This window comes from Ruminococcus sp. YRD2003 (assembly GCA_900109435.1).
GTDB lineage: Bacteria > Bacillota > Clostridia > Oscillospirales > Ruminococcaceae > Ruminococcus > Ruminococcus flavefaciens_G.
Genome location: FNZT01000007.1, coordinates 71,058 through 95,754, shown reverse-complemented (window position 1 = coordinate 95,754; position 24,697 = coordinate 71,058). Strand labels below are relative to the sequence as shown.

The window sequence follows — 24,697 nt, the reverse complement described above, 5'->3', positions numbered from 1 at the left end:
GTAGGTGAAACGAATGCTGAACGGACGCAAGGTGGTTGCGCTCTGTACCTCAAGGCTGAACGATGTAGATAATATCAGGTTCATCATGCAGCTTAATGATGGACTGAAGAAGCTCGATTCGCTCCTCTTCATATACAACGTCAATACCGACCTTTACTGGAGCGATGATAATATCCGTGCCGAATCAGCTGTTTTCGGCCTCATTGACTTCAATATCACCGACGTTGTCATTATCATGTATGAGAGAATCAAGAACCAGACCATTACCGACAAGATCATCAGATCGGCTAAGCAGCATGATGTACCCGTTATTATGGTCGACGGTACGCGTGATGACTGCGTAAATATATGTTTTAACTATAAGAAGGGCTTCGAGGAGGTCGTGCGCCATGTCATAGAGTTCCACGGCGCTAAAAAGCCGCATTTCATGGGCGGCTTCAAGGACAATATCTTCTCCGACGAGCGCATGGAGGTCTTCAAAAAAGTCATCGAGGAGAACGGGATAAAGTTCACTAAGGATATGGTGAGCTACGGTAACTTCTGGGCTAAGCCTGCACGCAATGCTATGGAGGCACTGCTCGCAAAGGGGGATATCCCCGACGCCGTTATCTGTGCTAATGATATCATGGCGATAAATGTCAGCGCTGTGCTGTTTGAACACGGCTACAAGGTCCCCGAGGATATCATCGTCACAGGCTTTGACGGCATAGACGAGATAAATCTCTCTATCCCGCGCATGACATCGAGCTACTGCGGACCTGCGGCGGCTGTCCCGAAGCTTCTCGAGGCTGTCAGAGGTATATACGAGGACGGCGTGACTACAGGCTCCTATCTCGTTGAACCTGTGCTCGTGATACATAATTCCTGCGGCTGCGATAAGGTGGATGATGTTCTTCGCAACGGCATCCTGAGAAGCTTTAACGACCGTTTCTACCGCTATCAGGACGATAATATGATACTTGCGGCTGTCGCCGAGAGTATGCAGAGCTGTACGGATATCATTGATTGTGCCTGCAAGATGTTCACCGATACTATCAGGGATATGACCTGTATCATCAATAAGGACTGCATTGACTGCAAAATGAATTACTTCACGAAAAGCAAGCGTATGGATTTTGCGGACGAAATGTTCGTCTTCTTTGACAGCGATGTTGATAATTTCCGTCAGATACCATTCAGGCGCAGTGATATAATCCCTAACCTCGACAAGGTGCTGGAGGGCGGTAATCCTCTGATATTCAATGTCATCTCGTATATGAACGTGCCGCTCGGATACGTATGCTTCCATTTCAGAGACTACGATATCGTCGATTTCTGCAAGATACCGCAGATAGTCAACACTATCGGAAGCGGACTCGGCGGATTCGTCAACCTGAAATATCAGCTATACCTGACTGCTCGAATCGAGAAAATGTATAAGTATGACTCGCTGACAGGACTGTATAACCGCCTCAGCTTCAACAACGAGTTCGACAGGCGCAAACGCGATATAGGCGGCGAAAAGGTACCGATAATCGTTATCCTCGTCGATCTGGACGGACTCAAATATATCAACGACAACTACGGACACGGTGCGGGGGATAATGCCATTCGCACCGTTGCGGAGGCTCTGCGTGATTCAGTCCCCGAGGGGGCGATATGCGTGCGCTTCGGAGGAGATGAGATGCTTGCCGTAATTACGGGCGAGTGCGCACCCGAGCAGATAAAGCAGGGTATCAACTCCAGATTGACCGAGTACAACGCAAAGGCAGGGAAACCTTACATCATATCAGCGAGTATGGGCATTTATACTACCGATTCTACGCAGAATACCGACTTTGAGTTCCTCGTGAAGGAGACCGACGCCGATATGTATGCGGAAAAACTCGCCAAGCGCAGACATATTCAATGATCCATGCTCAAAAAGGGACTGTTGGATAAGGGCTGTACCTATACGGAAGTATTACGGGACATTTATCGGAGGAAACCTTTCTGAAGAAAGGTTCTCCCCAAATAAATACTCCGTATTGCTTCTGTATGAATACAGCCCTATCCAACAGTCCCTTTTGGAGCGGCTCGCCTTTGGTGCTGATTTATTATTTTATGCTTTTTCCCTTAACAGCGTCTTTGTGGGGCTGACCTTGCTCTTTGATTTTTTTCAGTTGATTCAGCTTCGTGTTAATAAGGGCGCTGACATTCTCGGCAAGTAAATCTACCTTTGCGACTGCGTTGATGCGCTTGCTCGCATTCTTGCTCGCATGGGCGCCCCAGTTGCCGGTGGCTTTCTTGTATTCGTTGTATCCCGCGGCAGCGCGTTTGGCATCATTTACCTGTTTCTGCATGGCTCGGAGAGCTTTTTCATACTCGCTGCGGGTCTTGCCGTTATTGTTTTTCTCATACTTCTTTTCGGCTTCTATCATGTCTTTATATGAGTTTGCCACTGCCGAAACAGCTCTGCATACCTGAGTGTATTGCGGTTTGCCGCGGAAGGTGAGAAGTCCGTTCGAGAGTTCCTGCGACGTGGAATAAATGGCGTCTTTAGCTTCAAGATAAAGCTGAACTTCCTGTGCTTGCGGCGGGAGTTTTTTCATCTGCGCTTCGCGCTCTTCTTTTAACTTATTCTCGCGTACTGATGAAAATCCGCGGACTACATTCAAATACTGTGTTGCCGAATCCATGAAAGCTCGTTCATCATCCATTTCAGGCGTGGTGTTATTCTCGCCGTGCGGTCTGTTAATGTCCATGCTGACAAATTGCTTCATTGTTTCAGAGGCAAGTTTCGTGCTTCGTTTCATGTCGAAGAAAACTCTTTTGTATTTCTGCTCAAGCTCTACTTTCTTCTTTAAATCGATTTTTTTTCCCGATTGCCTGATCTGAGCACGCTCCTTCTCGACGTCAAGGAGCTTATTGTAACTGTTTTTGACGGCATTGATCGAATTGCAGATGCCCTCGAGAATAGGCTTGTGCTCGGGCTTCGGTTTTAGGTATCCATAGTCTGTTGCTGCCTTTTTGAAACAATCATTGATGAGCGTCAAGGTATCGTTGTTTAATCCGAGTGTGATCTTTTGGGTCTTTCTTTTTATTTCTGCGGCTATTTCCTTATCGTTGTAGCCGCCTTCCTTCATTTGTTTCTTTATGTTTTCTACATCGTTTTTCTGCTTTATTATCTCCTTTTTCTTGGCTTTCATCTGTTGTTTCTGCATTTTCTGCTTGTCATATTCAAACTTATCCTTTTCATACTCCGAAAGTTTTAATTTCTTATCAGCGCTGTCTGCATTTGGGGGGATGACTATGATTTTGGAAGGATCAGGAGCGTTCGTTTTATTTTCAGCTTCGGGCTGAGCGTTCTGATTTGCGTTGGCATCTTGTTTTTTCGGCTGTTCCTTAGCTTGATTGTTCTTTTTAGGCATGATATATTCTTCCTTTCTCTGACATTGTCTGTTAAACAACTAAAATTTCCCGGTCGTCAGCTGTCTTTGAGGACCCGTCTGTTATATATACCCCTTCTATAAGCGATCGGGTGCAAAAAAGCAGATAATGCGCACCCGTTTTTTGTTTTTGCGGGTATTATTGTCAGAAGGCTGTTGCAAATCAAGCGAAAGAGGTGTTTATCATGCCGCCAAGAAAACCAAATGAAGCTAATTATTATATTGATGCCGGCTATGATCAGAATAGCCGGAAGGATACTATCTTTTCTTTGAACGGAGGGCTTAACGAGGAGATACTCACTACGGGTAATCTCGATGTTCTCAGAGAGTTCCTCAAGAATAATGTTACTTCTCTCAGCAAGGATGAGCGCGAATATCTGAATCTTCGCATCAAGTCACAGGAAGCGTTTGAGCGCGAAAAGACTAAGCAGGCGGCCAAGCTGGCAGCAGGTGAGGAAAAAAATTATCCCGAGATAAAGCAGGAAGGCAATTATATGAACCTCGACCTGAGATATCCCGGCAAACAAACCAGCTTTAACGGATGCTGGTCGTGTTCTCTCTCGCTGATGCTCAAGTCGAGGGGCGTAGACCTGACGCAGGAGCAGATACGTGGCTGGAGACCCGATTATAAGGCTAATAACGGCAAGTCGCTCGCATCCATACAGTCTATGTATGAGAGAAATGCCGATACTTCCGTAGCTATGGAAAACAATGCTGACATAGTTACGGATCTGCTGCCGAATACTTCGATGAAGACTTTGTTCTTCAATCCCATGGATCCCGATGCATTCGTCTTTTTTAATGAGCAAGGCAAGCAGATCCCTGCTACTCCAGAGCAGAAGAAGATAATTACCGACGAGATAAAGGCTAAGACAGCTCAGAAACTTCAGGAGCAGATTTGTGATGCTATTTTAGTGCATCATTCTCCCGTAGCCCTGACTATCGTCAACCACACCATTACCGTTACCGGAATCGACCCCATGACGGGTATGCTCATGGTACAGGATTCACTGCATGACCCCACCGATGATCTGGTCTCTATAGACAGTGTTGTCAGCGAATGCATCGAAGACGAGATCGTTTATGACGAATTGGGAAATCTGCATTTCAACAAGGCGAGCGGTCTTGCGGTGACATGGCTGGAGGACATTAATGTCCCGATGTATGAGCCCCGCAAGGAAAACCACATGAAGGTCGATTTCGGTATCGTTTCCGATTGCGTTACTGTTGATGATGAAGGCAAGGTCGGTGTACAGATACCTCCGAATCAGGATATATTCTCCGATATGGAAAGAGATATTGACGGTGTTGTCAAGAGCAAGCACATATCGGCAAATATCATGCTTGATACCACCGCTCTGACCCAGAAGCTGGGCGGAAAGACTCCGTATGCCTATGGTTCGCCTATACAGCTGACGAACGCTACATCCTTTTTCCCGTCAAAGCTCCACTACAAGGGCGACGTCAGGGAGAGAGAGAAGTATCTTTCGGGCGCTAAGGAGCAGGCGAAAGCGATAGAAGATAAGGGCGAGCTTTTCTCACTGCATTCGCAGTTCCTCGTAGATCGCGGTTATAAGGTGCTCCTGCTCGACCTCCGTGATACCTATTCTTCAAGCCGCTGGAATCCCCTCGGCGATATCTGGGATATGTATCAGGAATATGCAAGCGCGGGAAAGGGCATAATCGCTCACCGCGACAATATGGCGGATTACCCCGACCTCAAGCAGATGGACGGTCCCGCGGAGGAGGGGGCGCTCTGGGCTGAGTGGCGCGGCAATGCGTATGCCGACATAAGCCATTGTGTGGACGATGTTTCAGTCAAGCGTCAGCAGATATACGATGAGATGTACGAGGACCTCAACGACCTCGTCTCCGTTATATGCCCTGTCGAGAACGAGAAGGACCCCGTCTGGGAGAAGGGTGCGCGTTCGATAATAATGTCCACCTGCCTCGCTATGCTGGAGGACTCCGAAGACCCGCGCCTCGGCATGACAAAGGAGAAATTCAACTTCTTTAACATCAACAAGGCTCTTACAAACAGTGAGAACGAGTTCGCTACGCTGAAGGACTACTTCAACGGCAGAAGCAAGCTCTCACAGGCATATACCCTTTCGCGTCAGGTTATGTCAGCAGCGGATACGACGCTTTCGTCGTATATGTCGATCACGTTCGACAAGCTCAATATGTTCAATGACCGCGGTCTCTGCGGTCTGACCAGTGCAACGGATGTTGACGCGGCAGGCTTTGCCGAGCATCCGACAGCTCTGTTCATGAAGATACCAGATGAAAAGGATACCCGTCACGGACTTGCGGCTGTGTTCATCCTCTGTATGTACAAAGCGCTCATCAAGGTTGCGTCTTCGCGTGAGGACTTGTCCCTCCCGCGAAACGTATACTTCATTCTCGATGAGTTCGGTAATATGCCCAAGATCGAAAAATTCGACAAGATGATAACCGTTGGACGTTCACGTAAGATATGGTTCAACATGGTCGTACAGTCATACTCGCAGCTGTCGAATGTCTACGGCAACGAGGTCGCGGATATCGTTAAGTCTAACTGCGGTATGAAGATGTTCATCGGTTCAAACGATATCGGTACCTGCGAAGAGTTCTCGAAGCTCTGCGGTAATATGACAGTCCGCACGACGAGTACATCAGCGGGCATCGGAAGCAAGGAGGGCGATATCAACCTCTCCGCGCAGACGCAGGTGCGCCCGCTCATATACCCGAGTGAGCTGCAAATGCTCAACAACAAAGAATCTACAGGTAACGCTATCATCGTTACCTTCGGTAACTATCCTCTGAAAACCAAGTACACCCCCAGCTATAAGTGCCCTTACTATAAAATGGGAACAATGGATATGGGCGAGCTTCGTTCGCATATGTTCAAGGCAGACGAGGTCTATTATGACCTCGACCTTCGTAACGAGATCGTCCTCGGCACAGGCGAAGGGGAAGATGCCGAAGAAGAGGATGAGTAATTGAACATATTATAATAGTATAAAGGAGAGTTGGAAATGTTCCTGTCAAACCTGTTTGCAGTGCCTGTTGCTCTGGCTGTCGCCGTATCTTCCAATAGTATGGATATGGATTATGAGGGCGAAGTCGATGTTTATACAGGTCAGCCTGTTGGCAGCGAAGAGGCTGTAAACGAAAATATCATACCTCTCTCCGACGGGAGCTATTATGATGCGAAGACAAAAATGTTCAAGTATAATGTCGCCGATGCGAACGAGGGAGTTGCCGTAAGCGTTCCCGACGGAGCCGTTACAACGAGCGCCGTCAGTCTCGCGATCGACGATACCGTCCACGTAAAGCTCTACAGGGACGGAAAGGTGCTCGACGGCACAGACTTTTCAAGCATAAGTGCTTTCGGTTCGTATGCGGTAGTGGCTACAGGCACCGATTCGGAGGAGAGGCTCACATCCTTCACTGTCACTCCCGTGAAAACGGGAATGGTGAGCAGTCTGCGTCTTCCGTCAGACTTTGAGATAACGGAGGTAACTATCGACGGCGCTCCGCAGTTCATCAGGAGCTCGAACACCGTCGATTTCACGGAGGAGGGCTCCTATGTGGTATCATATAGATGCGTTCCCGCTGACAAAAACTTCGGATTGAAACTCGTTATTGACCATACCCCGCCTCAGGTCGTATTTGAGGGCGTAACAAACGGGGTGGCAAGAGGTCCTGTTGTGATAACGGGGCTGGAAAAAAGCGATACTATCGAACTGACCCGCGACGGAAAGAAGGTATCGTTCAAGCTCGATAATACCCTTCGCAGTCCAGGGGACTATGTCGCGATAATCACCGATGACGCAGGCAACTCCGTCACGGAAAAGTTTACTATAGGGATGTACCTGAACTATCAGGGCTTATTATTCGGACTGCTCGCCATAGCTGTCATCGCTGCGGCGGCAGTGTATATGTATCTGGCAAGAAAGAGACTGAAAGTGCGGTAATTTATGGATTTCTTAGATATAGATTTTGGCAGCGTCATAAAAAGCGGCTTTGACTATGTCATGTACAATTTTGTACATAAAGCGTTATATACTATCGAAATATTAGTCTGCCAGTTTATCGACTGGTTACAGCAGCTTTTTGGCATTTTTTCCGGAACTGCCACTGTAAAATACGGAGACGACGACCCCTATCTGATAGAGGTGTTCTTCAATAACTCGGCTATTGCGGGTGTTTTCCGCGGAATGGCTGCTATCGGAATAACTTTTGCGTTTATGTTCTCGATAATAGCGGTCATACGAAAACTGTTCGATGTGGACGACAAAATGAAGTCTACATACGGACAGATACTCCGCAGCCTGTTCCGCAGTATCCTGATCATACTCTGCCTTCATTTCAGTATGACGGTAGTCGTAGCGTTTACCAATGTTCTTATGACATCGGTAACTAAGGCTTTTGATGACGGCGAAGATAACACTCTGAAGCCTCATATCGACTTCACGGACGAGCAGTTCGCGGCTATGGCGCGTATATTCAATACCGTCGGAAACTATTCGCTCAACCCCTCGTACAAGAACCGATATAACCTCAATACCTGCTATAACGAGATACGCGGAGACCTCCGCTATCTTGCGGACACAGGTGTTTTCGACTTCTACTACGAGACCGTTGATTCAAACGGCAAGACAGTCAATACGTGGCAGTCGGTATTGCAGGATATAGCCGCTGCTGCGAATTATAACACCGAGGCTCCCGTGGATGTCTACAACGAGGCTATTGCAAATTCGCTCAGCAACTGTATGACTGTTATGAAAACAGACCCGAGCTTTCACGCGCTCAAGTCTTATGACAGGACTTACAAGTTCAAGAACGAGGACGTCGACCTCGGACGTGTGGTATTCCTCATCGGTACAATGGGTATAGGTAAGACAGCAGCAGCCCGAAACGAAGCGTTCAATAAGGCGCCAAAGTTCACCGATAACTGCCGTCTGCCCTACTATTACGGTATCAAGGACGCCTACGACCTCGACCAGGTCAATCAGGATTTCGATATCTCGTACGAAAAGACGAACTATATTGTCGTATTCTTCTCATGCTTCGTGCTGATAATCAATATGGGTATCATCATCGTATCATGTATAGTACGAATATTCAACCTGCTCTTCCTCTACATCATAGCTCCTCCTATCATAGGTATCATGCCTATGGACGACGGACAAAAATTCAAGCAGTGGGTAACGGCGTTCATTATTCAGGCATTCTCGGTATTCGCGACGGTCATTTCAATGCGACTGTTCCTGATATTCGTGCCTGTTATCATGAGCCCGAGTCTACAGCTCTCGGAAAATATCTACCTTGATATGCTCGGCAAGCTCATCGCTATCTGGGCAGGCGTTATCGCCGTTCAGAGAGCTAACGGACTTCTCACAGGTATCCTCGCTGACTCGGCAGGACAGCAGTCACTCTTCGCAGGCGATGTCGGAAACGACGTACGCGGCAAGATGATGGGTATGGCACAGGGCGCTCTCGGCCTCGGTGCTGCTGCCGGCAAGCTTGGTCTCAAGGGTGCATGGAAGGTAGGTAAGGGCACAGTCAAGACAGGCTGGCGCGGACTTGTCGGTGCAAGTGACGACGACGGTCGCCGCGGCATTGCAGGTACACTCAGAAACAAAGGTCTGCTCGGCGGTTTGTACGAGGGCAGCAAGTCCACAGCAAGCTGGGCAGGCGAAAAGCTCGGCGGATTGGGCTCAGGCGAGGATTCTACCAAGAATATCAACTCGGGCGCGAGCGAGAGCTTCCTTAAAAGCAATAGCGGCGGTAATGGACAGAGCGCAAGCTCGCTTATCGGCTCGGGCGGCGGAAGCGGCAATGGCAGTGGAAACGGCTCCGGCGGCCTGAAGAATCCTCCGCCTTCGCGTAAAGGCGGACAAGGAGGCGGACAGGGCAGCGGACAGAACGGTCCGCAGAAAGGCAATCTCGGCACTCAGATGCTGGGTGCAGCTCTTACAGGTGTCGCAAATACTGTTAACGCGGCAGGACAGCTTGCAGGAGAAACTGTCAATACTGTTACAGGCACAAATGCAGGCGACCTGATAAAGAATCCTACGCAGGCACTTGCTGATGGTGCAAATAAGGCTGATGAGGCTATGAACGGTCCTCAGAATAAGAACGATCAGCAGGGCGGTACGCAGAATAATACGAATCTGCCCAACAGAAGCAATGTCAGCCAGCAGGGCAGTGCGCAGAATAATACGAACCTGCCCAACAGAAGCAATCTCAGCCAGCAGGGCTCAGGTTCAGGCAGCAGCTCGTCAGGCAGCGCGAGCTCCTCGGGTTCGGGCGCGGGTGACGGCGGCGACAGCAATGCGGCTGCGTTCGGCAGAGGTGTTGCAACAGCTGCGGGATATGCCTTACAGGGCCTTGGAGCTGTTACATCGTTTGCGGGTGAACTCGGCGGCGGAATCGTAGAGGCAGGAACCGAGTTAGCAGGCGACGCAATAAACGAAATGACAGGTACTGAACTCGGCAATGTAGTGAAGGGCGCAGGAACCTTAGCAGGCGGCACGACCAAGGGCGTTACAGGAGTTGTTGGCGGCGCCGAGAGCTGGGCAGGCAAGGGCTTGAGGTCGCTCGGTACCAAGAGCGAGGACGGAGACAAGGGCAGCAATTCAGGAAACAAACCTCTTTCTGCTCCTCCTTCTCTGAATCCGCCGAAGTCGAATACTCAGAATCCGCCATCTCCGGCTCCGAGCACAACGTCAAATACGCAGAATACAAATCCCACGAGCAACAGTCAGGGGAATCTTCCTCAGTCGCAGTCGGGCATCGGCAGCATAGTGGATACAGCATCAAATCTGGCTGCAAACGTTATGGAAACATCATCTTTATCGGAAAGTGGTCCTGTTTCATCAGGTCAGCAGGATAAAAACCAGCAGGGCAGCGGACAGTCTCCGCTCGGAGTAGTTGGCGATGTATTGAATGCGGGAGTGAATCTTGCAGCAAACGCTATGGGCCTGCCGACACAGCAGGGCGGCGTTCAGTCGTCTGCAACAGATCATCAGGGCGGCGAACAGACATCGGAGACTCAGCCTTCTTCAGAAGCGATTACGCAGACTCCGCCAAGAAGAGGCAGCGTGAACACAAATCAGAGCAGAACTCCTTCGACGAGCTCGAATACAAATCAGAGCAGAACTCCTTCGACGAACGCGAATACAACTCAGGGCAGACCCTCTTCATCAAGCACAAGTACAAGTACACAGCAGAGCAGACCATTTACAGGCTCTATGCCCACAAATCAGTCGGGTACGGCTCAGCCGCCTAAGCCCGCTCAGCAGGGACAGACTACTCCACAGCAGACAAACAACACCCGCCCGCCGATCAATCCGCTCAATTCGGCTCAGGATGAGGCTACGGAGCAGAAGCTCCCGCACCAGGGCGGCGGCGTGATACCTGAGAACGAGAATGTCGTTCCGAATTACAGTTCGTCAAGCGGCGGTTCAGACGATTCCGATGATAAGAAGAACGGCAAGGATGAAAAGGGCTTCTGGAGCAAGGTCGGCGACAAGGCTGACGGCGCTGTCAAAACGACTGCTTCAGTCGGTGTATCGGCTGTCGAGGGCATCGGCTCCACCATTGAGGAATTCGGCGACTGGCTCTTTGATGTTCATGATGATAAAAAGGGCAGCAGTTCTTCAGTTCCTACGAACAATCAGCCGATGTTCAACAAGCTTGATGATAAGAAAGACGATGATGAGGACGACGATGATGACAGCTTTGGAGATTATACGCCTCCGCAGTATGGCAGCACCACGACGAGCGAGAGTTCAAATGATACGAATCAACCCTCGACTCCGAACACGACTCCTCTGAGCTCACCGCCTCCGCTGACGAGACCATCGGTAGACCCGAAGAGCAACAGCGGAAACAGTATACTGAATGATCTGGCGAACAACGTTTCAAACGATCCGCCGAAGAATCAGAACACAAACAGAAACAGCTAAAAAAGGAAACACTTTTACACGCGAAAAGGAAGGGAACAAAAGATGAGGCTGATCCCAGGTAAAACTAAGGTCAAAATAGAGTTATTCAAAGGCGTAACACTCGGCGATATCATCGTCGGGATCATTACGCTCGCTTTGGTGACCCTTGTTCTTCTTTCGACCTTTCCTTTTCGCGTAATTATAGCCATCGCTATCCTCATCACAGGCGCATGGCTCATCTTCCGTCTCGACACTGAGCCGAACTATGTGATAATGCTCAATGTTCTGAGATATTTAGCCTATCCCAAGCACTTCTGGCGTATCTTCACAGATGCTCATCTCGTCGCAGATACCCGGAAGGGCAAAAAGGGAGAGCAGTGGAATGAGTGGTTCGACGAAAAGGTCGAGGGCTCAGAGGTGCTCTCTGTCTCCGAGAAGATAGACAAGATCAAGAATGAGAAAAAACAGCACAAGGAAGAGGAAAAGCTCCTGAGCAGCAGCGACGTCGGCGACGAAAAGAAGAACGAGGTCTGGAAAAAGCGCAAGGAGAAAAGTGAAGCCAAAAAGAAGAATAAGGCTGAAAGCAGGGAGAACTATAAGAAGGAGAGCGGCATGGAGCAGCTCATCCCGTTTACAGGTATCGCTGACGGCTTTGTCGAGTACAACGGCAAATACTACGGTACTGTCATCGAGATAGACCCTGTAGAGTTCCGCTTCTTCAGTCAGCATCGCCGCAGCAATTCAATAGATTCTTGCTTCGGTCAGATACTGCGCTCTGTCCGCGACGACTACGCCGCAAATATTATCAAGATAGAGCGTCCCATAGTTTATGACAAATATCTCGAAAAAGAGTATGATAAATTAGACGAGCTCAGAGCTTCTTATGAGAACGGTCTGCTGACCGAGGCGGAGCTCCAGAGCAGAATAGAGATCCAATATGACCGTATCAATGGTGTAAGAGACCTGTGCTATACAAACAGGGTCATCCAGCCCTTCTATTACCTCGCGCTCTTCAACATTGATAAGAGACAGCTTCTTGTCGATACGAATGCTGCTCTGGCGTCTCTCCGGCAGGGGGAGCTCGTCGTTCGCAGACTCACGGAAGACAAGGAGCTTGCGGTGTTTCTTAAATATACCAATTCCCTTGACTTTGACGAGCACGAGATAGACAAGATAGACCCCAAGGATTACATCATCTGGGCTATGCCCGAGAGTGTGAATTTCAACTCAAGGTATGCGCGCATCAACAAGATAGTTACGCATGAGATGAGAGTTGTGAAGTATCCTGCTGTTGTCGGTGATGCATGGCTTGCGGGTGTAATGTCTATCCCAGGTACCAAGGTCGTAGTCAAAGCTACGCCCATGGATCGTACAAAGTCTATTCGTGCTATTGACCACTCCTTGCAGGAGCTGCGCGGTCAGTACAACAACACGAATATCGACTCAAAGATAATCGAGCTCCAGACACACATAGAGACCCTCAGCCACCTGCTTGCGACCTTGCAGCAGGACAACGAGTCGCTGCTCAGCGTCAACATCTACATCACGATGTATGACTCGGTAAGAACAGGAGAGATAGATGCAGAGGCTGTGAAGCACTCTGACCTTCCCGTTATCGCGGATATGAAAAAGGCTGTCCGCAGAAGCTGGCAGGAGACGGGCATGAGGCTCAATGCTCTCGATTTCAACCAGATACAGGGCTTTATCGGCTCGCAGGTTTCGGGCTATGACCCGTTTTTGAAGGATGGCAGAGGTATGCCTTCAAGCACTATCGCCGCAATGTTCCCGTGGATATATGCCCGCGTTTCCGATGAGGGCGGCATACGCCTCGGTACGCAGGACGGCGTGCCCGTATTCATCGACTTCTTCCGCCGTGACTCCGAGCGTGTCAATTCCAACATGGTCATCATCGGTAAGTCAGGTTCTGGTAAGTCGTACGGAACAAAGTCGATACTCACGAATATGGCGTCAGAGGACTCGAAGATATTCATTCTCGACCCCGAGAACGAGTATACTGAGCTTGCGCATAATCTCCACGGCAAGGTCATCAACGTCGGAAATGCTAAGTTCGGACGTCTGAACCCCTTCCACATCATTACAACTCTTGAGGACGACGAAGCAAGTGAGGCTGAAACAGGCGGAAGCTTTGCGGCTCATCTCCAGTTCCTCGAGGAATTCTTCAAGCAGATACTCCCCGATATCGACAAGGAGGCACTTGAGTACCTCAATTCGCTCGTCGAGCGTATGTATATGAACGCGGGTATAACGGTCGAGACCGACCTCTCAAAGCTTACAGCGAAGGACTACCCGATATTCGACGACCTGTACGATGTTGTGCTCGAGGAATTCGAGCGCACGAACAACGAATATCTCAGAACGATGCTCCAGACCCTTGTGAACTATGTATCGAAGTTCGCGGCAGGCGGAAGAAACGCCAATATCTGGAACGGTCCGTCATCTATCACAACGGATGAGAATTTCTCGGTATTCAACTTCCAGTCACTGCTTGCGAACCGCAATACCACCATCGCGAACGCACAGATGCTGCTGGTACTCAAGTATATTGACAACGAGATAATCAAGAACCGCGACTATAACCGCAAGTACAACCTGAAGCGCAAGGTCGTAGTCGTAATAGATGAGGCGCACGTTTTCATCGACACCAAGTTCCCCGTTGCGCTCGACTTCATGTTCCAGCTCGCTAAGCGTATCCGTAAGTACAACGGTATGCAGATAGTAATAACACAGAACATCAAGGACTTCGTGGGAAGCGAGGAGATAGCACGTAAATCCACTGCTATCATAAACGCGTGTCAGTACAGCTTTATTTTTGGACTTTCACCTAATGATATGGACGACCTCTGCAAGCTCTACGAGAAGGCAGGCGGTATCAACGAAATGGAGCAGGAACAGATCGTTACCGCTCCGAGAGGTATGGCATTCACCATTATGAGCCCGACGAGCCGTTCGTCCTTTATGGTCGATGTGCCGCAGTCCATGGTCGAGATGTTCGAGCAGCCAAGCTATCAGAGCCACTACTTCATCGGCGAGCAGGGAGCTGTGAACTGGGAGGACTTCATCGGTAACAGCCGTCAGATACACGATATCAACGCTCCCGCGAGGAAGGATGATAACGAGTTCGATAAGCTGTATGAGGAGCTCAGAGAATCGGGCTTCACATTCAGCGAGATCACTGCTGAAGAGGCAGACAGCCTGTATTCAGACAAGACCTCCGAGGAGGAGAGCAGCGGCGGCATCACTTTTGATGAGGTCGACACGCAACCTGATGAAGCTGATGAGGGTATTACTAATGAGAGACCTCACAGCAGAGAACACCACACAGGCTATCCTGCAACGGTCCAGCCTGTCCAGCCCGCCCAGCAGGCAGTCCAGCCTATGCTCGATATCGGTGCTATCCTTGCCGCAGTACGTGCGGAGGTCAAGCGTGAGATGTCGGCAGTTCAGGCTGCTCCGACTGCTCAGGTGAAACGGTCGGACGACCCGTGGGATTTCGATCCTATACTCTCAGAGGAGGAGGCGGCTCCCACAGAGATGTCCGAGCAGCCTGAAAGCACCGATGAGGGCTTCGGCGGCTATGACGAGGACGATGAGCCCGACTCAGGCGTCTATGATGATGCGGAAAATGATAATGGCTTCGACTATGATGACGACGAGGACGAGGACTACGATCTCGACGATGATAACGACTTCGACGATGAAGAAGATGATGACGATGATTACAACTTCTTCGATGAGGACGAAGATGAAGATGATGACGAAGACGAATATCACTTCTTCGACATGGATGAAGAGGAAGAAGATGAGTATGAGGACGACGATATGAACAGTGATCTCGACAGATACGACGACTATGAGGATGAAGAGTTTGAGGACGATGGATCCGAAGACGACGATGACGGTGAGTTCAGCTTCTACGACGACGAGTCCGACGATGACGAAGAGACCGACGAGTATGAAGATATAAGAGAAAGCCGCGATTATTTGTCGGATCACGATGAAGAGGCACTCAGATTCTACAACAGCGAGAACGGTTCAGACGATGAAGTGGACTCAGACTACGACGAGTACGAAGATGACGACGAGGACGACATTGACCTCGGCGAGGACTTTGACTTTGAAGAAGATGATGACTTCGACGAGGATGAAGAGGTCATCAGCGGCGAGGACGACTTCGAGGACAACGATGAGGAAGGCTTTACGCCTAAATTCGATATTATGGCGCTGCTCGACGAACAGCTCGGAAGCTACAGCGAGATGGACATCGTAGAGCGTATGGAGGAGATAGATGTCGTTACTATGGAGGTAACGCTCGACGACCTCACAGACTATATAAAGAAGGCAAGAAAGAGGAGATAATATGGATATCAAGCTTATCGACCGTGGTGAAAACGGCGAGCTCATTCTCACGGGAAGACTCGAGACCAAGAATGCAGATGAGGTCTGCGAGCTTTTTCTCAAGCTTGCCGACCGCTTCAAGGACCTGACACTTAATATGCAGGGATTAAAGTACATTTCGAGCGCGGGACTTCGCGTGCTTAAAAAGACATACATGAAGCTGCACAGCAACGGCGGCGAGCTCATTCTCAAAAATGTGCCGCCATATGTGAAAGAAGTGCTTGAAATGACTGGATTTACGGAGATATTGAACGTAAAATGAAAATGTTGAACTTTTATAAGGAAGCCGCCAAACGCTTTATAGCACTGGCATTGGCGGCGGGCATACTCGGTGTACCCGAGGGGTATGAGGCATTGCATCGAAGCAAGACAAAGCCGATGAAGACCTATACCTTCAGCGCACTTGCGACTGATGAAGGAAAGGATGACGATAAGTCAAATTTCAGTAAAGTCACGGGTACAGCTGTGGAGGATGACGAGCTCACGCAGGAAGCTACACAGACAACTGCTGCCAGAGCTGCGGGCTTTGAGGAGTATACCACTACGAGCGTGACTACTATCCCTTCAGGACCTGTTGCCTATGTCGGTGACCAGATACTCCAGATGGAGGCTGCGCAGCCGTGGGACGAGCCCGAGTTCGCCGAAAAAGTAAAGAAGGAAGAAAACAAAAAGATAGACGTTACCGTGCCCGACAAGGGGAATTATTCCAAGGCTGTCGGCAAACTGTCAACAGCCACTCCTATGGAGGAAGGGTATTACACTCTGACAGTCTCGACGGGTATGAACCCTGGTACAAATGTTGAATACTTTGTGGTTAGGTACATCGACAAAAAGGGTAATCCGCAGTCGAAGTACATCTTCCCGAAAACTCATTCACTCAAAGCTACGCATGACTTCATCACAGGCTTGACTACAAGCAGTGATGCGGCTAAGACTCAGATGGATGAGCTGGAAAAAAAGCATTCTGCACTTGAAAATTTCAATTATTCCGAGGAGACAGAGCCTGCAACAAAAGCTCTTGCTTCATGGACAGTCGATGACTTTATGTTCTATGCACCGAAGGGTCTGACAAAGATAACGAGCGTAGAGGCGTTCCTCTCAAAGGGCTCGTGGACCGTGCAGGGCATAGAAGTAAGCAAGGTGAACAGCCAGACCTATTACGGTGAGTACGGCTTCTATACAGGAAAGTATTTCCTTGCTATGGACAGAACAAGGATTTGTGAACTGAAAAAGAAGCAGCAGGGTACGCTCACTCTCTCGGCTGTCAGTGATACACTTATTAATATAGGCGGAAGCGATTCGATATATTTCGAGCTGAATACAAACTTTGACGACGCTCACATAGATAACCCTCTCGATGATCTCTATTCGATAAGGCTGGACATAGCCGACGAACTGAAATCAGGGATCGAGACCTATCTCAAGAACGACCCGTCAGACCTCAGCCCCGCCGCAAAGCTCAATCTTGAGCATATAGCTGTCGAGATAGAGTATCAGGATATAAACGGCTGGACAAGAAATGTTACTATGCCGTTCCTGCTGTCAGTTCTCGGACAGTATGAATTCTACAATGTTGAGAATCTGAGCATGACCAATGCCGAAGGCGGTAAAGTGGAAGGCATCGGAAATGTCAGATCCGTGGGCTTGTGTCAGCGCGGGGATACCGTGGCATTCACGGCGTGTCTGCCCGAATTCAAGTCGCTGATATCCACAAAATTATACGTTGGTTCAAAGGCTCGTGAAAGACTGAAGGAGACAGGCAGCATTCAGCTCTGCCCCGAGAAGAAGATCGAGGATCTGGAAGCCGAACTGGAAGAGGCGCGTTCTCAGAGCGAGCAGGACGATACCAAGATAGACAGTATCCAGAACAGCATACAGAGCGAAAAAGAAAAAATCGGGAATTACAGCGATCTGATATATCAGCTCGATAACGACGATATAGCTCTCTCAAGCATATCCATTTACGACGGTATCTGCGTAATGGGAAATACTCCCGATGTTACGAGCAATTCAAAGAAGTGGTACAGCTACACTACAGGCTTTGCGTTTAAAAGTGAAGCTCCGCTGTACTACAGCACCACGACCAAGGAAACAGGCTTCGTCCTTAATTCGGGAACAGCGGATACGTTCTCGATGAAGGCTTACAACCCCGATAATCCACTTATAGGCTATAATATGTCAGGCAGCTTTATGGTACGCATAAAGACCGATAATATAGTCGGCGCGGGTACGGCGGGCGAGACCTATGTCAAGCTCTCGTATCAGAACAGCTCGGGTGATATAGTCACTACGCGTCTCTATAATGTAAAGGACGAGGTAATGAACTATCTCGGCTACTGGCCGTCCGACAAAAGCGCGACGAGTGATTACGCTTATCTGCACGGAGTTGCCGAGAACAATATCGTTGAATTCCCTGTTCAGCTCGATGATGTCGTGGCTGTTACGGGAATAGAACTCTCGGTAGACAGCTACAGCGGCGACGAGTGGCAGGTCGACAGCGTTTCTGTCGCGGTCATCGACAAGATAGGCAGAAGGTACAACTTTGTGGATCCTGCCAATGTCGACTTAACGGCTAATACCATAAAGGACACGGAGGATATCAATGTTGAAATCCCGAAGGACGGCGATAATGTCAGATTAAGGTCTGTATTTGATGACAAATATATAGCATACGATGGCGAGCCCTCCGACGGAAAGAAAGTATACTTGGATACAAGTAATAACGCTACATTCAAGCTGAAATCCGTAGGGGATGGCTGGTATCAGTTCATAACGTCTCAGGACGATAAGTTCTGTCTTAACAGACAGGGAGAAAATAATACAGCGGACGATGCTGCAGTATGCCTTTTCAAGAATTCTGAGACCGACAATCAGAAATTCAAGTTAAAGGAAAACCGTGATGGTACCTTTACTATTATTATTGGCGGTACAGGCGAAAGATCCTGTCTGGACGTAGGTGATTTTGTAAATGGCAAACCCGGTGTTATACAGAATACTATCGGCGGAATGCCAAGAATGGTTGCTTCGGGCAGTTATGATTTCCAGAAGTGGTATGTTGATATCATACACGACAGCTCATACGTGCCACCTGCCGAAGGAACCGCTTCAGACACGGCAGCCGATGAGGAAACTCCTGCTGCACAGTCCTATTCAGAGATTAAGGACGGCGATATCATCTCGTTCAGGAATAAGAACAGCGGATTGTATCTGGCTGCCGATCAGGACTCTGATAAATATAATATCAATATCATTCAGGCAGCAGCCGAGGATCGTACTTACTATAAGGTAAGTAAAAACGGAGACTTTGCAGCGTTCCAGATGATGAATGGAGATAAAGTGTCGAGGAATTATATCAAGGCTCCGAGTGATGACAATGCGGAGACTGCGATCGCAAGAGTACCCTCCAATTTAATGCTGTTCAGGATCCATGATAGTGAAGACGGCACATTTACTATCGAAACAAGCAGCGGCGGCTTCAACCTTGACGTAAAGGACGGAGCAACAGAGGCAGGCGCCAACGTTGAAACGACCCATTCCTCACTCAATACTGACAGTCAGCACTGGTATATCGAGATAAACGGCGTTGACGTCATTACACCTGCCACTGCCGAAGCAAGGCGCAAAGCAGATGAAAAAGCAAGAGAGGAAGAAGAAAAAGCCCGTCAGGCAGAAATAGAGGCAAGGACAGTCAGAAAGTATGAGACTGTTGACCAGATAAACAACGGCGATATCCTCTATTTCAGAAATCAGCAGACAGACCTGTATATGTCGTACAGCGGCAAGCCTTCCGACAGAAACAATGTTTTCCAGGCAGAGCAGAACGAAGCGGCAGCTTTCAAGGCTGTAGAGCTCGATAACGGCTGGTTCCAGTTCGTATGTGTCGATGATGAGAACTTCGTCCTCGACAGGCAGGCTTCGGGCGGAAAGGAAGACGGAGCAAACATATTCCTCTTTACAAATAATGGCACCGAAAACCAGACCTTCAAAATAAAGAGCTTCACCGACGGAACCTTTATGTTCATTACAGGCAGTACAGACGAGGGTTCGTGCGTACAGGCTGAAAAGCTCGTCGGAGTCGGAGATGATATCAATCAGTGGACTGTCACAGGCGAAAGGGAACAGAGATGGTACGCCGAAAAGATGACCTCTTATGTTGAGGAAGAAACAGAAGACCCGACAAACGGCGGCAAGCTCGACCCGAATGCGGTAGTACCGTATGCAACTGACCTCAATCCCTATACCGCAGACGGAGATCATTCCGCATACTATGTGGCAAGAGAGGTAGTAATGACCGTTATCCCGCCGTTCCCGCTCAAGTACAAGGACGAGGACTCGAAGTCTCTCATCGTTGCGGGACAGTCGGTAACTTTCTCGTCGGGCAGAGGCAGGGTGATCAGGTCTGAGGACCTTAACTTCGATGATGTACGCTATTCGATGCCGTATGAGTACACTTCAAGAGATTACGGCTATACACGTACTTCCAAGACCTTCGACCTGATAGTCAAGGTCGCGGACGACCCGACCGCAGGCAATGTCAACGGCGATTCGGGCTCGAAGAACTACTTCTACTTCCAGCTCCTTTTCAAGTACGGAGGCAGCGCCCTCGTGCTCGCGAACCAGCAGCTCTCATCTGACGGATTCCGCGCGGGTATGGGCGAGACCTTCTCTATCTCGGTCAACCGCGATTACGGCGAGCTGACCTCGATACGCATCCTTCCCGAGGACGTTCAGGAGGACAGCGATATCTTCGATAAGCTCAATATCGAGCAGATCACTGTCACCGAGCGCGTATACGGCGATTCTTCAACACAGTACGTCGCAGACAACGTGGGCTGGATCGGTATCGACTATCACGACAGTGCCGAGGATTCCTCTATTCAGGGACGCTCGGGACGTACGATAGGCAATATATCAAAAACAGTAGGCATTTCCTACAAACAGACGGTAGTTAATTTCCTCGCAGAGATAAACACTCTCCCGTGGGATACCGACTATCTCCAGGTCGAGGGCAGCATCGCCTGCGACCTCGAATATATCGACATTGACGGACAGCCGCAGACGGCAAGCTTCGATGTTGTAAAGCGAATGGCTGAGTATATGAACAAGGCGCCGCGTGTCGCTGAGGCGGCAAGTGACGGCTCGAATGCTTCGCTGTTCACAAATATGGGGTGTATATCAGACCCGCAGTGGATGCTGAGACCTAATCATACCGACAGATTTATGCTTCCGTCGCTGCCGAATGCAAAAAGCCTTTCATCTATTACGTTCTATGCGACGAGCCGCAACAACAAACCAGGTAAATGGGTGATCGGCTCGGTGAGCATATCAAGAATTATCAAGGACGGCGGAATAGTAACGCTCAATTCAAACGGCGAGTATTACCGCACAATGGAGACCAGGGGCTTCTGTGAAAACAGAAAGGAACGCAAGAGGGAAGAGCTCTTCCTGCCTGCGGGTACAACGCAGAGCCTCAAGCTCAACTTCAACGAGAACATCATCGACTGGATCAACTACAAGACGGAGCTCTCTTCTGTTTCGAGACTTCCCGATTCGACCAACGATGAGCTGAATATCTACATCTATCCCGAGGACCCCGAACGCCTTAACATCACCAACACTGCCGTTAAGACAGCGGTACAGTATACGGTGCCTTATTCACAGGTAATGCAGGCTAAGCAGAGCACGCTCAGCGTAGCAAACAGCGGTACGGCTGATGCAGTATTCTATACGAAGGGTATGTCTGTTCCGAGCATGAATAACCTTGTGAAGATGGGTATACAGTGCAGAGATCAGTACGTTTTATTCGATTACGCTATAGTTGAGCAGGTAAGAGACGGTGTTGTTATCAACACGTATCACTTCAAGTTCCACGGAGAATCGGGACTGCTCGGTATCACCAAGACACCCGATGACTACACAACGGTATATGAACCGATGCAGCAGGTCGTTTCACTTTCACTTTCGGAGGATTCGACCGAGGCTGCACTGTTCGCGACGACCGATACAAACTCAAAGACAAGCAACATCGCGATAGCTATGCGATACACTTCAACTCTCGATCCAGGCAATACGGAGTATTATTCGCCGTACATTTACCTGACGGATATTGGCATAAACAAGATATATCCAGGCATGATGATAGATGTACCGTTCGATATACCGTATGTCAAGGATATCAAGGGATACAAGATAGCTTCGTTCGGCAACAATGTCAACGCGAAGGTCAAGGGCTCAATGGCTGTCAACTACAGGAACAGCAGCGCAAATGATGCTTCGGGTACGATGATAGGCGGAGTTTACTCGTCCAACGGTTCGTTTGACATCAAGAACGCGCTTATGGAGTATGACCTTGCAGCGGGTACAACGGGCGAGGGCAGTGTTGCACCGCTCAGTATCAGATTCAAGACGGCAAAGGCTATGAAGGGCGTTGAAAGCGGAACGACCACACCTGTTCGTGCGACCATCTATTACACCGACCAGATGGGTGCGGCGCAGACGTATCAGATCTCCGACCTGAGACGGTTTATCCAGCTTACCGATACCTCACCGAATGCCGTGACAGAAAACGATAACGACAATACCATTGCGAACTCGACCAATAATACTTGGAAGTTTGTGCGTGAGTTCGAGACGGATTCATGGAAGACCGTAAAGCTCTTCCTGCCCGAATGCGATGAGATCAAGAGCATCTGGGTATGCCCGTACGGAGGCGGAGATGTCGACGCTATGTGGTATCTCGAGCAGTTCAGCGGAACTCTCGGAATCGACAAGAGCATCAAACCTTACTCAACCTTTGACAGACTTATTGATGAGGAGCTCAAGGAGAGCACAGCAGGTACCGAGATAGCACTGTATGACGTTTCAATGTCAACTCAGCTGTTCGCAAACGGTGTGGTCACTCCTTCAACGAACCACTTCGCATCTGCAACGATAGAGAGCGGAGATGTAGCTAAGATAACTGTTAAGATCAGGGGCGGCGAAAGAAAGTATGCTGTTGATACATATGAGATAGTCAACGGCGTCAAAGTAAAGGCTCCCATAACTTTCGTATCAAATAAGACGGATACGGAGTTCTGGTTCACTCCTGATGAGAATGAAACAAGAGAAACAAAGAGCTATCAGATAAGCGTATATTCTGAGGATAACAAGTACGTTAGAGACGAGATATACGTTATGGTTCGTCCGAAGCCCGAAACTACCGCGACAACCGAAATCGCAACAACTACGACGGAGACCGCAGCTACCACTGCCGAGACAACAACTACCACAGCAGTGATAACGACAACTGCGGAAACAGAGGCTCCGCCCGAGACAACGGCTCCTGCCGAGACAACAACTGAAGCTGTCACGGTACCTACAGAGCCTGATACCGAGGAAAACCCCGAGGACACAACCGAGCCCGAGGAACAGTCGGAATAACAAAAGGCAGCACGGTCTGAAAGCTGCTTCAAGACAGGTATGGCTTCCTCTCCGTTACGGAGAGGAAGCATACTATTTACTGAACGACACAGCTTCGTTCTGCCAAAACAAGGAATGCTATATGAAAAATATCATTGAAAAAATACTGAGAAACAAGGTATTGAGGATCCTTATCCCCGCAGTGCTTATACTGGCGATAATCGCAGTAGTGCTCCAGATGACCTTTAAGGGCGGAGAAAAAACAACGGAAGAATCCTATTTCACGGAGTTTGATTATCCTGCGGAGGTCATGACGGACAATAAGGGACTGCATATCAAGCTTGACGGAAGCGAATCACCCGAACTCAGCTGGGAGATAGTCTCCGACGAGGAGCATATCACGGTCGATAAGGCAGGCAAGGAGGTCAACGGTCAGCTCGAGCTGCTTGTCAAGCCGCAGGCGGAGGGCTACGCAAACATAAACTGCAAGCGCAGCGGAAAGATCGGCGAGCTCGAGTATACAGCGGTCGATTTCAATATTTCGGTGCTGGTTTCGGCTGACGCAAGCGGAAAGCTAACTGTCTCCATATCCGATATGTACCAGACTTCTGCCGAAGCGGGAGCACTCGATTCAGAGACGCCCTTCCTCATTGACGGAATGTGGGTCATTTTCCCGAATGGCGGCAATTGGGAGATATTCCCCGAAAGCGAGGACCTTCCCGAAGGTCTCTACAGCGTGGACTTCACTACAAATGATGCGGGCTACAGGTGCGCGATTATCACCTTCGATCCCAATGTTGCTCCGAGCGATGATCTTGAACAGCTTGAGAAGGTGATTTCCGGCAGGCTCATTATCAGAAATACGGATATCGGCTACGAAAAGCATCTTTCATGTGCTGTCGGAGCTGACGGTATAATGGGCTTGAAAGTGGAGGACTAACATGCCCGAGAATTACTCAGAAAACAACATGAATACCGACATCAGTGACGGCTCGCAGGAGCAGGAGCTTACCGCGGAGCAGCAGAGAAAATATCATAGGCATGAGATAAAAAAGCTGCTTATGGGCAACCTTGCACGGCGCGAAGACGGCAAGTGCGTGCTCAGGAACGAGCTATGGGTGACTCCGTGGGGCGTCGGCGACGGTGCGCTCGAGACGCTTTTGTTCGGCGTATCGCGCAGGAAGTACAAATTCGAGACATCGCTGCGTAACCACACTCAGGCACTCTATCAGTCGGAGAAGGCAATGCACGACATCGGCAGCGTGCTGTATATGCATTCGGCTCCGGAGCTGAATGCCTGCTATATCAGGAGCATCGGTTTCCGTCCCGTGATACTTGCATTCGACGAAGAGGACGGTGAACTCGTGCTGCGCGCCTATAGCGGCAGAGCTCCGCTGACGTTTTTGTCTATCATGCACGCGGTCTCGAGATTCGAGAAGGCTCTGCCGTCTCAGATCTACCGACAAGGTAAAAAGAAAACCACAAGCGACAAAAACAAGAAGAAATAAAAACCGCAGTGTAAGGGCTGTACCTATACGG

Annotated in this window: 10 protein-coding genes; 9 read left to right on the top strand and 1 reads right to left on the bottom strand. The window is 49.4% G+C overall.

Features of this window, described 5'->3' with window-relative positions:
• The first annotated feature begins 13 nt into the window (after window positions 1-13).
• The gene (locus BMX22_RS06650) at window positions 14-1,891 is read left to right on the top strand and encodes a diguanylate cyclase domain-containing protein (protein WP_074741702.1); all 1,878 of its coding nucleotides are present in this window, start codon (window positions 14-16) and stop codon (window positions 1,889-1,891) included.
• A 184-nt stretch (window positions 1,892-2,075) separates the two neighbouring features.
• On the opposite strand, the gene BMX22_RS06645 is transcribed toward BMX22_RS06650, so the two are convergent.
• Window positions 2,076-3,389: a hypothetical protein gene (locus tag BMX22_RS06645; protein ID WP_074741701.1), complete on the bottom strand. Its 1,314-nt coding sequence runs from the start codon at window positions 3,387-3,389 to the stop codon at window positions 2,076-2,078.
• Between the two features lie 287 nt (window positions 3,390-3,676).
• Between BMX22_RS06645 and BMX22_RS06640 the strand changes: the two genes are divergently transcribed.
• The 8 genes from BMX22_RS06640 to BMX22_RS06605 all read left to right on the top strand — a co-directional run bounded on the left by BMX22_RS06640 (window position 3,677) and on the right by BMX22_RS06605 (window position 24,666).
• The gene (locus BMX22_RS06640) at window positions 3,677-6,388 is read left to right on the top strand and encodes a type IV secretory system conjugative DNA transfer family protein (RefSeq protein ID WP_318259701.1); all 2,712 of its coding nucleotides are present in this window, start codon (window positions 3,677-3,679) and stop codon (window positions 6,386-6,388) included.
• A gap of 36 nt (window positions 6,389-6,424) precedes the next feature.
• Window positions 6,425-7,366: a hypothetical protein gene (locus BMX22_RS06635; RefSeq protein WP_074741699.1), complete on the top strand. Its 942-nt coding sequence runs from the start codon at window positions 6,425-6,427 to the stop codon at window positions 7,364-7,366.
• 3 nt (window positions 7,367-7,369) lie between these two features.
• On the top strand, window positions 7,370-11,365 hold the full coding sequence (locus BMX22_RS06630) for an Mbov_0396 family ICE element transmembrane protein (RefSeq protein ID WP_074741698.1): 3,996 nt from the start codon (window positions 7,370-7,372) through the stop codon (window positions 11,363-11,365).
• A gap of 42 nt (window positions 11,366-11,407) precedes the next feature.
• Window positions 11,408-15,721 carry a VirB4 family type IV secretion system protein gene (locus tag BMX22_RS16395; RefSeq protein ID WP_074741697.1) on the top strand — a complete coding sequence of 1,438 codons (4,314 nt, stop codon included), beginning with the start codon at window positions 11,408-11,410 and terminating at the stop codon, window positions 15,719-15,721.
• A 1-nt stretch (window position 15,722) separates the two neighbouring features.
• Window positions 15,723-16,022 carry an STAS domain-containing protein gene (locus tag BMX22_RS06620; RefSeq protein WP_074741696.1) on the top strand — a complete coding sequence of 100 codons (300 nt, stop codon included), beginning with the start codon at window positions 15,723-15,725 and terminating at the stop codon, window positions 16,020-16,022.
• On the top strand, window positions 16,019-23,179 hold the full coding sequence (locus tag BMX22_RS06615; protein WP_074741695.1) for an RICIN domain-containing protein: 7,161 nt from the start codon (window positions 16,019-16,021) through the stop codon (window positions 23,177-23,179). Before BMX22_RS06620 ends, BMX22_RS06615 begins: the two co-directional genes overlap by 4 nt.
• A gap of 121 nt (window positions 23,180-23,300) precedes the next feature.
• Window positions 23,301-24,098 (top strand): hypothetical protein, encoded by a 798-nt coding sequence (locus BMX22_RS06610; protein WP_074741694.1) that lies wholly within the window; start codon window positions 23,301-23,303, stop codon window positions 24,096-24,098.
• A 1-nt stretch (window position 24,099) separates the two neighbouring features.
• Window positions 24,100-24,666 carry a hypothetical protein gene (locus BMX22_RS06605; RefSeq protein WP_074741693.1) on the top strand — a complete coding sequence of 189 codons (567 nt, stop codon included), beginning with the start codon at window positions 24,100-24,102 and terminating at the stop codon, window positions 24,664-24,666.
• Window positions 24,667-24,697: the final 31 nt, after the last annotated feature.